Source organism: Paenibacillus taichungensis (assembly GCF_050994985.1).
Lineage (GTDB): Bacteria > Bacillota > Bacilli > Paenibacillales > Paenibacillaceae > Paenibacillus > Paenibacillus taichungensis.
Window position 1 is genome coordinate 2,190,827 of sequence record NZ_CP194720.1, and the last position, 13,837, is coordinate 2,204,663.

At 48.6% G+C, this 13,837-nt stretch carries 10 protein-coding genes; 9 read left to right on the forward strand and 1 reads right to left on the reverse strand.

The genetic code is table 11. The features are described from left to right. Positions 1–15 precede the first annotated feature (15 nt). From ACR1R9_RS10065 to ACR1R9_RS10075, 3 genes are all read left to right on the forward strand, one after another. The gene (locus ACR1R9_RS10065) at positions 16–927 is read left to right on the forward strand and encodes a carbohydrate ABC transporter permease (protein ID WP_099858877.1); all 912 of its coding nucleotides are present in this window, start codon (positions 16–18) and stop codon (positions 925–927) included. Positions 928–964: 37 nt separating this feature from the next. Continuing rightward, the gene (locus ACR1R9_RS10070; protein ID WP_433921175.1) at positions 965–2,575 is read left to right on the forward strand and encodes an extracellular solute-binding protein; all 1,611 of its coding nucleotides are present in this window, start codon (positions 965–967) and stop codon (positions 2,573–2,575) included. Positions 2,576–2,691: 116 nt separating this feature from the next. Further along, positions 2,692–3,708 (forward strand): glycosidase, encoded by a 1,017-nt coding sequence (locus ACR1R9_RS10075; RefSeq protein ID WP_433921174.1) that lies wholly within the window; start codon positions 2,692–2,694, stop codon positions 3,706–3,708. Between the two features lie 24 nt (positions 3,709–3,732). Here the strand turns inward: ACR1R9_RS10075 and ACR1R9_RS10080 are convergent, their stop codons facing one another. Beyond that, on the reverse strand, positions 3,733–6,102 hold the full coding sequence (locus ACR1R9_RS10080; protein ID WP_433921173.1) for a helix-turn-helix domain-containing protein: 2,370 nt from the start codon (positions 6,100–6,102) through the stop codon (positions 3,733–3,735). A gap of 233 nt (positions 6,103–6,335) precedes the next feature. On the opposite strand from ACR1R9_RS10080, the gene ACR1R9_RS10085 reads away from it, so the two are divergent. The 6 genes from ACR1R9_RS10085 to ACR1R9_RS10110 all read left to right on the forward strand — a co-directional run bounded on the left by ACR1R9_RS10085 (position 6,336) and on the right by ACR1R9_RS10110 (position 13,757). Next, complete coding sequence (locus ACR1R9_RS10085; RefSeq protein ID WP_143764812.1) at positions 6,336–7,445, forward strand: amidohydrolase/deacetylase family metallohydrolase; 1,110 nt, start codon at positions 6,336–6,338, stop codon at positions 7,443–7,445. Beyond that, positions 7,423–8,535 carry a DgaE family pyridoxal phosphate-dependent ammonia lyase gene (locus ACR1R9_RS10090; protein WP_076291369.1) on the forward strand — a complete coding sequence of 371 codons (1,113 nt, stop codon included), beginning with the start codon at positions 7,423–7,425 and terminating at the stop codon, positions 8,533–8,535. Before ACR1R9_RS10085 ends, ACR1R9_RS10090 begins: the two co-directional genes overlap by 23 nt. Beyond that, positions 8,528–9,283: a 2-dehydro-3-deoxy-phosphogluconate aldolase gene (dagF, locus tag ACR1R9_RS10095; RefSeq protein WP_433921172.1), complete on the forward strand. Its 756-nt coding sequence runs from the start codon at positions 8,528–8,530 to the stop codon at positions 9,281–9,283. Before ACR1R9_RS10090 ends, dagF begins: the two co-directional genes overlap by 8 nt. Further along, a complete protein-coding gene (locus ACR1R9_RS10100) occupies positions 9,276–10,289 on the forward strand; it encodes a sugar kinase (RefSeq protein ID WP_433921171.1) in 1,014 nt (337 codons plus the stop codon). Before dagF ends, ACR1R9_RS10100 begins: the two co-directional genes overlap by 8 nt. After that, entirely contained in the window at positions 10,276–11,022 is a 747-nt protein-coding gene (locus ACR1R9_RS10105; RefSeq protein ID WP_175381052.1) for a GntR family transcriptional regulator, read from the forward strand. The genes ACR1R9_RS10100 and ACR1R9_RS10105 overlap by 14 nt, the downstream gene beginning before the upstream one ends. Positions 11,023–11,453: 431 nt before the next feature. Next, positions 11,454–13,757: a copper amine oxidase N-terminal domain-containing protein gene (locus ACR1R9_RS10110; protein ID WP_433921170.1), complete on the forward strand. Its 2,304-nt coding sequence runs from the start codon at positions 11,454–11,456 to the stop codon at positions 13,755–13,757. Positions 13,758–13,837 lie beyond the last annotated feature (80 nt).

A 13,837-nucleotide genomic window follows, 5' to 3' on the forward strand; every position in this document is an offset into this window, starting at 1 on the left:
AAGGAGTTGAAGTCAGTGGTTACTGCCATGAAAGAATCCAGGGGGGACAAGCTGTTTCTGATTAGCACCTATATCTATTTGGGCCTTGCACTGCTTGTAGTTCTCTATCCGCTAATTTATATTCTAAGCGCTTCAATCAGTTCTCCGCAGGACGTCAATTCGGGAGCAATGTGGTTGTTTCCGAAGAATGTGACACTGGACGGCTACAAGCTTGTATTTGAGAACCCGAAGATATGGAATGGTTACTGGAACACGATTATTTACACTGTAGTGGGAACTCTGGTCAATCTGGCCGTTACTCTGCCGGCCTCGTATGCCCTAAGCAGATCTGATTTTGTCGGGCGCCAGTTGTTTATGGGCCTCATTCTGTTCACGATGTTCTTCAGTGGCGGAATTGTGCCGACGTATCTGTTGGTCAAGAATCTTGGTCTCATTAATAGTATGTGGGCATTGATCCTGCCAGTGGCCGCTTCGGTTTGGAATATTGTCGTAGCCCGCACCTTTTTTCAGACGACCATCCCAAAAGAACTGCAGGAAGCGGCGCATATTGACGGTTGTACGAATTTAAAGCTGTTTATACGCATTATTTTGCCGCTGTCGGCACCGATTGTGGCCGTTATGGCCCTGTTCTATGGAGTAAGCCATTGGAACAGCTACTTCCCGTCCCTGATCTATTTAAATGATGAAGCCAAGTATCCGCTGCAGATGGTTCTGCGCCAGATTCTTGTCCTTCAGGAAATGTCGGCCGAAACCACGGGCGCTTCGATTAATGGCGAGGTGGCGAGCGCTATGAATAATAAGGCGGAAACGGCATCGTTGATCAAATATGGAGTTATAGTTGTCTCCACACTGCCCATCGTTGCAGTTTATCCGTTCCTGCAGCGTTACTTTGTCCAGGGGGTCATGATCGGCTCTGTTAAAGGCTAAACAATAGAATGTTTGTATAACAAGGGAGGAATTATTCATGCAGATTACACGCAAACCATGGAAGCTTCTACTTTCTTCGGCTCTAGTTCTTACACTGCTGGCAGGCTGCAGCAATTCAAATGAAGGTGCAGCGAATAACAGTACCGGGGAGGTCGCTGTTAATAAAGAAGGTTTCCCAATAGTCAATGAATCCGTTACTTTGACGCTTATGGCGCCGGATGTAGGAATTCAGAACTGGGAGAAGATGGCGGTGCTCCAGCAGATGCAGGAGAAGACCGGCATTAAGTTGGAATACAAGAATGCACCGAAGGACAGCTTCGAGACCAAGAAGAATTTGGTGCTCGCCAGCGGGGATTACCCGGATATTCTTTATGCTGCCGGTCTGACGACCGCAGAGCAGATGAATTATGGAGAGCAGGGTATCATCATACCCCTGGAGGATCTGATTGAAGAATACGCTCCCAATTTCAAGGCACTGCTGGAGGAGAATCCGGATGTCCGCAAATCAATTACAGCACCGGACGGGCATATCTATTCCTTGCCGGTAGTAGAACTTAGCCAGCACTGGTACCGCAATCCGATGTGGTATAACGGGGATTTCCTGAAGGCGTTGAATATCGACAAGCTTCCCGAAACGACGGAAGAGCTGTATACCTACCTGAAACGTGTGAAGGAGGAAGATCCAAACGGCAATGGCAAAGCCGATGAAATTCCGATTTCCTCAGTGACAACACCCGCTGCGAACCTCCGCGATATCCGTACCTGGCTGCTTGGCGCCTTCGGTATTTATGAAGAAGAAATTTACGTGGACGATGCGGACAAGGTGCATTATACACCGCTTGAAGAAGGTTATAAGGAATATTTGACCTATATGAACCGCCTGTGGTCCGAAGAACTGTTGGATCACGAGAGCTTCTCGCAGACGGCAGAACAGAAGAAGGCCAAAACGCAGAATAATCAAGTTGCCCTCTTCTCAGACTGGCATGCCTACATGTCCAAGGGCGGAGAGCCTTCGACGGCAGATCCGATGTTTGCGCCTGTACGCAGTGAATCCATTGCTGCTCCTGCGATTGCAAAGAACAGAGGAATCACAACTGGTGCATTTGCCATCACGGAAAGTAATCCCACTCCGGAAGCGTCTATGCGCTGGGTGGATTATCTCTATTCTTATGAAGGGGCGATGTTCTTCAATAAAGGGCCTGAGGGAATTCTCTGGGAATACACCGACAAAGAGAATCGGGTCAAGAAGTACTTGCCTGTACCGGATGGCAAGGAAATGGAAGATTACCGGGCAACTCTGACGCCCAACTACGGCATTCCAGCTCCAACCCTGTCCATGGATGATATTAGTAAGGGGCTGAAGACAGACTTTGACCTCTGGGTAGAGCAGGAAACCCAGCAGAAGCTTCTTGATAAAGGCGCACGAATTCCATACCCGACCTTGTTCTTCACCGTGGAAGAGCAGACCGAAATCAGCAGCCTCAATTCTGATTTGAGAACATATGTGAATCAGATGGAAGCGAAGTTCATCACGGGTGCCGAGCCGCTTACGGGTTGGGATAATTATGTGGCGACCGTCAAGAAAATGGGTGGAGAGCGTGTAGCTGAAATCAACCAGGCTGCCTATGACCGGTGGAAATCCAACTAATCATGCCAATGCGGTTCCGTGAAGATTTTCGGCGGAGTGATCAGTTTTTCTTTTAAACCCTATGAAGTCCAGACGAGCAAACTATACCATGAACATGAATTGCAGGAGGAATAAATATGCAAATCACGAGACATCCGGATAATCCTATTGTTGTCCCGGGAGGATATGAGTGGCGCAAGGTTACGGTTTTCAACCCTGCAGTCATCATTGATAACGGCAAATTTTATATGATTGAGCGCACCGCAGGTTCCCTGACGCCATGTAAGAATTATCTTGGTCTGCTTGAGAGCGAAGATGGCGTAAACTTTACCCATGTGAGGGATGAGCCGATTGTGGCGCCAGATATGCTGGGGTTCCCTTATGGCAGTGTGCAGGACCCGCGGATTGTCAAAATTGACGGGACTTTCTATCTGAACTACGCCCTGCGCCCCTGTGCAATGAGCTATTATCCTACAGGGACAGGTGTCCCCTTGCGCTCTATTCCCGAATATCCGGATGGGTGGGGGGAAGAAGAGGGGCATTGGCTGACCCGGTCCTCTATTCTGAAGTCGGATAATCTATTGGATTGGGAGTTTGTGGCGGACACGACACCACTTGATATCAATGACAGGGACAACATTCTGTTCCCCGAGAAAATAGGCGGCAAATTCGTGCTGCTGCGCCGCCCCGAGGAATACGTGGGAGAAGACTATGGAACGGATAATGCGGCCATGTGGATTACCTACTCCGAGGATCTTGTGAACTGGGAAGAGCCCAAACTGCTCGCCACCGCCGGAAGCCTGTCCTGGGAATCGCGGAAGATCGGAGGTTCTACGCCACCGGTACGCACGGACAAGGGCTGGCTGGTACTCTATCACGGTGTTGATGAGGATATTGTCTACCGTGTGGGAGCGATGCTGCTGGATTTGGAGCAGCCAGAGAAAATCATTGCCCGGACAGCTAATTTTATTATGGAGCCGGAGACGTACTATGAGAAATTCGGGTTCCAGATTCCGAATGTCATCTTCCCTACCGGAAATGTGGTCAAAGACGGACTGCTCTATATCTATTACGGGGTAACGGATACAGCGATTGCGCTCGCAACGGTTCCTTTGAATGAGCTGGTGGAGCATATTCTCCAGGAAGCGCAGTAGCAGAACAACCTATAAAGTGAAAGTTTAGCTTTTCTGAAAGGGCGGAAGGTCCGCCAAGTTAACCGGTCTTTTCGCAGCAGCCCCCTTCAAGGCATGTTCCTTGCGGTACTGCCCCGGCGTCAGACCGGTTTCTTTTTTGAACTTGCGAATGAAATTAGGCGCATCCAAATAACCGACCTGCTCAATAATATCTTTGAGCGGTGCATTAGTGCTTTGTAGTAGCCTGATGACCTCATCCATACGCCGCTGCCAGATATATTGTGAGAAATTGCTGCCGGTCTTATCTTTGAAGCTACGGCTTAGATAAGAGGTTGAAATGGCAAACTTAAGCGCCACATGCTCCAGGCTGAGGGTGTAGTCTGCGAACTGCTTGTCCACATAAGCCAGAATGTCATCCATTAATGAAGGCTCGCTTGTCTCCGTATTTTGTTCGACCTGCGCGCAAATAGCAGAGGCTAGAGAGAGCAGGCGGTTCTCAAGCTCTTCGAGGGTCTCAAAGGAGGTCAATTCCGGTATATTGGCGAACACTTCATGCATGCCAAACTCGGAGGCTGTGCGCAGAAAAGCGTTCAGCAAATCGAAGCAGATGCAGCGCAGCAGATGAACCTGCAGCGGCTCGCCTTTGATTTTATCAATGGTATCAGTAATCATCTGGGCAGCAACCGATTCATTGCCTTGCTTCAGGCTCTGCTCCAGCTTCAGCATGGATTTACGTGGAATCCAGAAGCTCTGGGCAGCGGAAGGGACTAGCTCTACGAGCTGCTCGAAGTAGGATACCTGTCCGCTACGCCGGATCATTCGGTGCTCCAAAGCTGCAGCGGCTTCGATGAAAGATTGATTAAGGAGAGCCAGGTCCCGGTAGGCCATGCCAACACCGATACTTAGAGACAGCTGCGAGTGTTTGCGGATTACCTCTAGAATGGCTTCAATAACCTGCTCCATACGGCTTTGAACCGGTAAGTCCGTATCGTCAGGAAGTGAAATAATCAGGGCAAACTGGTCCTTGACCGAGAATTCCACACCGAAGATCTGTGCATCGGGACCAGACAGACATACATTGCTCAGTATTTCCTGCAACAGATGGCGTTCCTGCCAGGACTTGTCACCTGGCACAGTTTCATCCCAGGACAGGATCGCCGAGAAATAGAGGCCCTTTCCCTGAGGATGCTTGAAACCTGCGCTAAGAATCATCTGCTCAATTTCAGGATCATCCGGTTTGCCATGCTTGAGCAGCAGCAGCATGCACTGATTACGGACGAAGGGTTCCTGAAGATCAATTCTGGCACTGTAATCGTGGATAGTCTGCCGAATCCATTCCCATTCATTGCGGAGCTTGGGAGCGTCATTGCCACTTCCTCTCAGCTTCGCAAATTCCATTAGATCCCTAATTGGATGGTACTGCCGTTTGGCCAGCAGCAGTGCGGCAGCTATGCCGGTAATGACTGTTATACAGAAGACGATCAGAATCAGGGTCTGTACATGGGCGACACGACTGAAGAACTGGAAGCTTGGCATCGTTGTCACATAGGTCCAGCCATTTTCTTCAGATTGTACGGAAACGACGGAGTATGGTTCCCCGTCCAGCTCCAGATTATGAGTACCTGGCTCAAGTGCGGATAAATTTTTAAGTTCCTCCTGGGGAAGGCTGACGCCATGATTGTTCGCTGTTAACACCTCTCCGGAGGGACCAAAAATATAGCTGCTACCGGAGAAATCACTCAAAATCGAATCCATGACCCCGGTAAGATTGGATTCTTTCATTAAATAGAGAACAGTCCCGTACGGAAACGGGTCATTCGGTTTGATGGGTACGAGCATGACGAGCATCGGATCCATTCGGGAATTGACCGTCACATTCTCGGCGGGACGTACCAAAGGCTGCCGAGTTTCATTCAAATCCCGTCGCAATTCTTCTGAGGTCCAGCGCTCGAATTGATAGAAGGAATCAAAGGTGACATGAAGATTAGCCAGGCCGCGGTATGAATAGATGTTGGAATCGCCATGAAAATAGAGAAGCAGATCCTCTGCTATGTTACTGCTGGCCTTGTAATTCGCCAGCGTCTGAATCGCCTCCAGACCGTAGTAAGGATGCCGAACCATATAGGGGGTCAAATGCCTGTCATAGGCGATTCTGCCCGCTAGTTCCTGGAGCTCTTTCATACGACTATCTATGGTGCTCTTCACTTGATTGAGCTGATTGACATTGGATTGTTCAATTTCGACACGCAGGCCCTTGACAGCGTTCTCATAAACGAAAATGGTTACACCAGTTAGAGGGATAAGAAATATTAGGATGTAGGAAAATGCATATTTCAGCAGAAGTTTTGATTTGAAATGATTCCAGCTGAGCTTGAACCTGTTGAGCAAGGATGGCTTGGGTGCCGGATTTGCCATAAAGCAGTCCCTCCAGAGTTAGATATTCGGATGATAAATCTTGGGATTATAAATCTTGGGATTATAAATCACTGTTCTCTTCTAGATTACACCTGTGCTAATATAAACATTATAACATTATAATCTTTAAAGTGGAGCAGCTATCCAAGATTATTATTAAATTTAGGGATGTATTGCTTTCAGGACATTAATCATTTTTTGAATTTTTCTTTATACCGGGGTTGATGAAGGAGATGGGAAGAGTGGGCACAGAGCATGTGCTGCGCAATTTGCAGCTTGTGGATGGGCGAATCATGGATATAGCCATTCAGGATGGGATTATCACCGCCATTACACCTGCATCTCAGGCGGAAGGAGAGAGCGGGCTAGACTGTTCCGGGTTATATGTGTCCAGCGGATGGATTGATCTGCATGTGCATGCTGTACCGGAGCTTGATCCCTATGGCGATGATATCGACGAAATTGGTGTAAAGCAGGGCGTAACAACACTGGTGGATGCCGGAAGCTGTGGTGCAGACCGAATCGGAGCTTTGTATACCGCGAGTCTGAAGGCTGATACCGAGGTGTTTGCTCTATTGAATATTTCAAGAATAGGGCTCGAACGGACAGATGAACTGTCTCAGCTGGAATGGATTGATCGAGACAAGGTTCTGGAGGCGGTAGCGACCTATCCGGAATTCATCGTCGGTCTGAAAGCCCGTATCAGCCAGAGTGTTGTCAAAGATAGTGGTATACAGCCGCTCAAGCTGGCACGCACACTGTCGGAAGAAACGAAGCTTCCGCTTATGGTGCATATCGGCTCCGCTCCACCCGCGATATCCGAGGTTCTGAAGCTGCTGCAACCGGGCGATGTAATTACCCATTACCTTAACGGCAAGTCCAACAATCTGTTCCACGCGGACGGAACACCCCTGCAAGGGTTGCTGGAGGCAGTTGCCCAAGGAGTTCATCTGGATGTGGGGCATGGCACGGCGAGCTTCTCCTTCCAGATTGCAGAACAGGCCAAGGCGGCAGGCATTGCGCTGAATACCATCAGCACAGATATCTACCGGGGCAACCGTCTGAACGGACCGGTGTACAGCATGTCAAATGTGCTGACGAAATTTTTGATTCTCGGCTATAGCCTGGAAGAGGTCATCCAAGCTGTTACAGTCAGCGCAGCGGAGTGGCTCGGCAAACCGGAGCTCGGACAGATAAAGGTGGGACAGCAAGCCAACTTGACTTTGTTTGCACTGGAAGCAGGTGAGAAGCTGCTTAAGGACTCGGAAGGTGATGTTCGGGTCGCGCAGTATTATATTGAGGCTAAAGGAGTTTTTACTAATGGATCATTCATTACAGGCTAGATATGGATTGAAACGTGTTATTAATGCCAGTGGAAGAATGAGCATCCTTGGTGTTTCCGCACCAACAGATTCGGTCATGGAGGCAATGAAGCAGGGCGGACAGAGTTACGTGGAAATTGCGGATCTTGTGGACAAATCTGGAGAATATATTGCACGGCAGCTTGGTTCGGAAGGGGCGGTTGTCGTGAACTCAGCATCCAGCGGCATTGCACTGTCGGTGGCAGCCTTTGTGACTTCTGGAGATCCGCGACTCAGCCTTCGGCTGCATCAGGAGCCGGTACTGAAGAATGAGATTATTATGCTGAAGGGCCATAACGTGCAGTATGGAGCGCCCGTTGAAACCATGGTATTCCTTGGCGGAGGCAGGGTGGTAGAAGTTGGATATGCCAATGAAGGTCGCAAAGAGCATATTGAACAGGCGATTGGTGAACGCACCGCAGCCATCCTTTATGTCAAATCCCATCACGCCGTCCAGAAGAACATGATTTCTGTAGAGGAGGCGTGGGATGTTGCTGTGCGCAGAGGGGTGCCACTGATCGTCGATGCGGCAGCGGAAGAGGATCTGCGCAAATATGTCCAGTATTCGGATCTGGCGATCTACAGCGGGTCAAAAGCTATTGAAGGCCCTACCTCCGGCATTGTCGCCGGCAAAATGAAATATGTCGAGTGGCTAAAGGTACAGCTGCACGGGATCGGCCGCAGCATGAAGGTCGGCAAAGAGACCACCTTCGGGCTGCTTCAGGCTTTGGAGGAATATCAGGACAAAGCCGACAACAGCGAACGGGAGAGGCAGGCGCTGGAGGCTCTTCAGCCGCTTGCCGGGCTTCCTGGAGTTTCGATCCACATCGTGCAGGATGAAGCGGGAAGAGCGATTTTCCGTGGGCGCATCCAGATTGATTCATCTGTTGCAGGAGTGGATGCGAGGCATGTCAATGATCTGCTGCGTAAAGGCGTAATTGCGATATATACAAGGGACTATGGGGTTAAGCAGGGGTATTTCGATATTGATCCAAGATCGCTTCAAGGTGATGATCTTCAAGTCATCGTCAGCAGAATACATGAAATCGTGGGGGGAAACAAGAATGAGTAATATTCAGCAGCGTTTATATAAAAACAGAGCCGCTCTTAATGTACTGGCCAGCAGTATTGAGAACGCGAAGGAAGTGTACGAGGCAGCGGAAGGATATGTTTTGGTAGGCGTGCTCTCCAAAAATTACGCGACGGCATCGGAAGCGGCAGCCGCGATGATCCAATACGGTCAGACGATTGAGGACGCTGTATCTATCGGATTGGGTGCAGGAGACAATCGACAGGCCGCAGTGGTGGCGGAGATTGCCTCAAGCTATTCTGGAAGCCATATCAATCAGGTGTTTCCAGCAGTCGGGGCAACCCGCGCTAATCTGGGCGCCAAGGATAGTTGGATTAACAGTTTGGTCTCCCCTTGCGGACAGCCAGGCTACGTAAATATTTCAACCGGCCCCGTCAGTTCAGGTACGACTCCGCATGCTATTATTCCGGTACACGCTGCCATCGCGCTGGTTCGTGACATGGGCGGCAATGCGTTGAAATATTATCCAATGCAGGGGTTGAAATTGGAAGAGGAGTACCGTGCAGTTGCCAAGGCCTGCGGCGAAGCCGGGTTTGCTCTGGAGCCTACGGGTGGAATCGACCTGGATAACTTCGGACCCATTTTGGAGATTGCACTTCAAGCTGGGGTGCCCCAGGTTATCCCACATGTGTATTCATCTATTATTGATCCGCAGACGGGAAGTACGAATGTCCAGGATGTCGTCAAACTGCTTGAAACGATGAAATCGCTGGTGGATCGGTATGCCTAGGATTGCGGCTTTTGGTGAAGTGATGATGCGGTTGCAGGTCCCGGGCCATGGAACGCTGGTCCAGAGCAACACGCTGGATTATTCTTTTTCCGGCAGCGGGGTTAATGTAACGGCAGCGCTGGCTGGGTACGGTCATAATGGTGCTCTTATTACCACTTTGCCGGAAACACCAGTAGGCGAAGCGGCAATTGCTTATCTGCGCAAACTTGGGGTGGATACTTCACTAATTTGCCGGGGAGGTAAGCAGCTGGGGATGTACTTTCTGGAGAATGGCTTTGGAGCCCGCCCCGGCAGAGTCACTTACACAGATCGACTCGGCAGCAGTTTCAATACCGCGGAAGCAGGTAATTACGATATGGTTGCTCTTGCCTCCCGGATCGACGTTCTTCATTTATGCGGTATTACGCTGGCTATGAATGAAGGCGTTCGCAAGCAAATGAAACGGCTTGCTGCGGAAGTGAAGAGTGCCGGGGGAAAAGTTGTTTTTGACTGCAATTACCGTCCTGCGTTATGGGGAGCGGGTGGCTATGCCAAGGCCCGCCCGCATTATGAGCAACTGCTGGAGCTGACGGACCTGGTGCTAATGAATGAGAAGGACGCACAGTTTATCCTTGGATTTGGAACCGGAGAATATGATAGAATGACACAGTTGAAGCAAGCGATTCCCGAAGTGGTTGAGCGCTTCGAAATCGAAACGGCAGCGGGAACCCACCGTGAAATTAACGCTGACCATACGCATTCCCTGACAGGATATATTTATCAGCATGGTACGTTTCTATTTTCTCGCAAGCTGACTTTTCCGGTGTATGACCGGATCGGTGCCGGCGATGCCTTTGCCAGCGCCGTTATTCATGGGGAATTGCAACAATATCCGCAGCAGCAGACGGTTAATATGGCAGCGGCAGCAGCGATGCTCGCCCATACCACTCAGGGTGATACAGCGCTTTTTACCGAGAGTGAGGTGCTCCGGGCGCTGTCGGACCATACCTTAGATGTTGAAAGGTAGTGAACAACGAGTGTCTTTGAAACGAAAGCAAGGTCCTTTATATCAGCAAATCCAGAAAATTCTCAAAGACCGGATTTTGCATGGCGTGTATCCTTTAGGGAGCATCATCCCCTCCGAACCGCAGCTGGAGAAGGAATTCGGTGTCAGTAAAATGACGGTTCGCGGCGCTGTTCAAGAGCTGTCCCAAGAAGGTTATGTGCAGAAGAAAAGCGGTATCGGAACGATTGTCATGCGCAATACCTCCCATCAGAAGCTCTCTAAGGGCAAACGGTTTACGGAGCTGCTCGTAGAAGAGGGCCACAAGCTGGAAAAGAAACAGCTGGAATCCCGGTTAATTGCGAATGAAGCCGGAACGGAAGACTATGACCGCTATGGGCCGTATTGTCAGCGAATTGAACGGCTCTACATTTTGAATGGACAGCCTTATATTCATCTGATACACTTCCTGGCTGCAGTTGCATTGCCCGGTGGAGGTACAGCAGAAATGGTCACAAACATTCAGTCGCTGTATGACTCACTGGAGGAGAACGACATTGCGCTGGAAAACTTCAGAGACCGTTTCTATGTAGAGACGGCACCCCCTGAGGTGTGTCAGTTGCTGGAGATTCCACCAGGGACGCATGTACTCAAGCGCCTGCGTAACTCCTTCGACGGAGAAGGAAGACTTATTGAGCATAGTATTGGCTGCTATAACACAGAGCTTCATCATTATCTGGTCAATTACGACACTTGAAGTCTCTTAAACAGTAACTGGAAAGTTCGGAAGCAGCAGTGTAGTTTGAGGGACGGCTTGTAGGTGGGGCGTTGCAAACGGCTTAGAACTTAGGGAAATGAAGGGTAGTCTGAATTGAAGCTCATACCAGAAGTTAAACCACGGAATACCGTGGTTTTTTTGTTTTATCGGTAAAAGCTTTTGTTCTGTAATACATTTTGATATGAACATGCTTGGTGCTCTTTAGATTAAAAAAATCATCAACAAAACAAAAGAACTATTCCTGTGACAGCATACATATGTGAATGAATAACATTTTCTTTGAAAAATAGATGCACTGAATCCACAATTTACAAATTTACTAGAAACTTTTCCCTGAAACTAGCGTCTAATACTATGACTTTTTGAGAGTGTAAACATTACTTGGGAGCAGAAGGAGCCAAAGACAAAGCATGAATCTGAAGAAGAAATTGTCCATTTTTACCGCTTTAGCCGTTTTACAAGCATTTGCAGTCGGTTCTGTGAATGCGCAGTCAGCGTCGCAAGATGATACAGCGTCAGTAAATACAGCAAAAGTAGAATCGGTTGAGGTGCTGAAGAAAGAGCAGCCGATTGCAGAGAGTGAAGTGAAAACGGGTAGCAGCAACGCATCCAGCAGTACTCCGTCCACTAAAGGAAAAGAAACCGGAACTTTGACAGGCACTGAGGCAACGCCTAAAACAGATATCGAGAAACCCGCCATAGACGGGGGAGAGACGACTACAAACGAAACGAGTACAGGGTCTACTACAATTCAGGAAGGATCCACTGAGGATGTTGAAACGCCATCTACCCCTGCTCAGATTGAGCAACCATCCGTTGATGGGACGTCTCCTGCAGTAGCAGGCGGCGATCTGACGTTGTACATGAATAGCAACAAAATGGAGCAGGAGGGGAAAACGTATCTTGCTGGCCAGCCAATGACTGTAAAGAACGGCGTATCTTATGTTGCGATCCGTGCACTGGTCGACCGTGTAGGGTACGGGGTCAAATACGATAACAAAACCAAGGAAACCATCATCATCAGTGGTGATAATGAGCTCCGATTCAAAACCAACAGCACGGTCTATACCGTAAATGGTGAGTCCAGAACGATGAAAGGCCCTGCTTATCAGCAAAAAAATACGTTCATGGTGCCTTTAACTTCCATTACTCAAGCTCTGAACATCACCTATAAAGTGAATCAGTCGGCTAAAACGGTTGTGCTGAATCTGAATACTAAACCCATTGCAAGCTTTGTTATTTCCCAAAAGGAAATTTTTGCGGGCGATAAGGTGGACTATGTGACTTCTTCCAGTTCTCCAAATGGATTGGATATCCTAGACGAACGCTGGACAGGTCGTCAGGAATCGTTTGATCAAGCGGGTACATATACGATTTCATATCAAGTACAGGATTCCAACGGCCAATGGAGCGATCCCTATTCGATGACGATTCAAGTTTTGAGTCCTAATCTTCCTCCTGTAGCCATGTTCACCACAGACAAGGAACAATATAAAATGGGTGAAAAAATAACATACATCGATCAAAGTACAGATGATGAAAACAGGATTGAAAAAACGGTATGGGAGAACAATTCGTTGGCCTTTTTTGAACCCGGTCCCAAAACGGTGACACTCACCGTTACTGACAATCACGGCGCAACGGACACTTACTCCAAAGTTATAACCATAACCAATGAGACATTATATTCATTTTCCGATTTCAATTTGCTCTTCACGCCGGTAGGACAGAAATTTACCTTTAACGGTGGCGAAGTAACTTCCATGGAAAAAGTGCCTTATACGTACACGGATGAGCCAAGTCTGTTGATCCGCAGCAACAGTCCTGAAACGGTTAATACGGAAGGCATCGTGTATAAAGAATCATCTTCGGGGCAGACGCGTTTCATGATTCACCACGTAAACAATACAGGTAAAAGAGTGAAAATGTATGTTATTGCAACCAATAACAACCCCAATCCGGCAGTATTCGAACAACAAAATATGGGCTTTGCTGGGCCTACACCGTATGCTACCGTAGCTGGGAAATTGTCGATTGATAAATGGTTCAAATCGATTCAGACCGGAGCCGATCAGAAGAAAGAGGTTATTCAACCTGGAGAAAGCAAATTGATTTTGACAGAACTTAATAAAACGCCGATGAAAGAAGGACAAGTCATCTCTCTCTATTCGGACGCTTATAGTGATTATTCCTTAGACTATAACGTTATTCTGGTGGAAGAAAATAAAGATCCGTTCGAGGCTCTGCCATTACTACCTGTGCTTGATCGTGACGGAGTGCACAACCGTGGTACGTACCCGAATGCGACTCGCATTATAAAGTACGATGAGCACGTGGGAATCAAACCTGCCCGTCTGCCACTTGGTGACAATTCAAGCGATCCCAATCTGGTAGGAACAGATCCGATGGCTTACACAGACGCATCCAATGCGGGTAATTTCGGCGTATTATACAAAATCACGCTGACCAATGTTGCACCGCGTACGCTTATCTCCTTTAACCCTCGTGGAGGGAAGTATTCCGGAGTAGCTCTGGTGAACAATCAGTTGGTATCGATTGCCGAAGGTAACGTTGCGGTTGCCAATTCAAGTGAACAAAGCGTTCTTTACCGTACAGGGGCATATGGAGAGAGCGTTACGATTCTTTTCTCTGCCGCGCCAGGAAGCAACCTGCCGGTCAATCTGCTCTTTACACCGCTCCCATCGGAGAAGTGATATAGTTCTCTCTCAAAGCTAGAGCGGGAATGAATGATTGGGTTGGCGTATTAAATTAACTATCGAAAGAAGACTCCATA

What these genes read in the sequence shown, in the direction of transcription:
- ACR1R9_RS10075 (WP_433921174.1), top strand. Translation starts at nt 2,692, where the DNA reads ATGCAAATCACGAGACATCCGGATAATCCTATTGTTGTCCCGGGAGGA.
- ACR1R9_RS10100 (WP_433921171.1), top strand. Translation starts at nt 9,276, where the DNA reads ATGCCTAGGATTGCGGCTTTTGGTGAAGTGATGATGCGGTTGCAGGTC.
- ACR1R9_RS10085 (WP_143764812.1), top strand. Translation starts at nt 6,336, where the DNA reads ATGGGAAGAGTGGGCACAGAGCATGTGCTGCGCAATTTGCAGCTTGTG.
- ACR1R9_RS10105 (WP_175381052.1), top strand. Translation starts at nt 10,276, where the DNA reads ATGTTGAAAGGTAGTGAACAACGAGTGTCTTTGAAACGAAAGCAAGGT.
- ACR1R9_RS10110 (WP_433921170.1), top strand. Translation starts at nt 11,454, where the DNA reads ATGAATCTGAAGAAGAAATTGTCCATTTTTACCGCTTTAGCCGTTTTA.
- ACR1R9_RS10070 (WP_433921175.1), top strand. Translation starts at nt 965, where the DNA reads ATGCAGATTACACGCAAACCATGGAAGCTTCTACTTTCTTCGGCTCTA.
- ACR1R9_RS10080 (WP_433921173.1), bottom strand. Translation starts at nt 6,102, where the DNA reads ATGGCAAATCCGGCACCCAAGCCATCCTTGCTCAACAGGTTCAAGCTC.
- ACR1R9_RS10090 (WP_076291369.1), top strand. Translation starts at nt 7,423, where the DNA reads ATGGATCATTCATTACAGGCTAGATATGGATTGAAACGTGTTATTAAT.
- dagF (WP_433921172.1), top strand. Translation starts at nt 8,528, where the DNA reads ATGAGTAATATTCAGCAGCGTTTATATAAAAACAGAGCCGCTCTTAAT.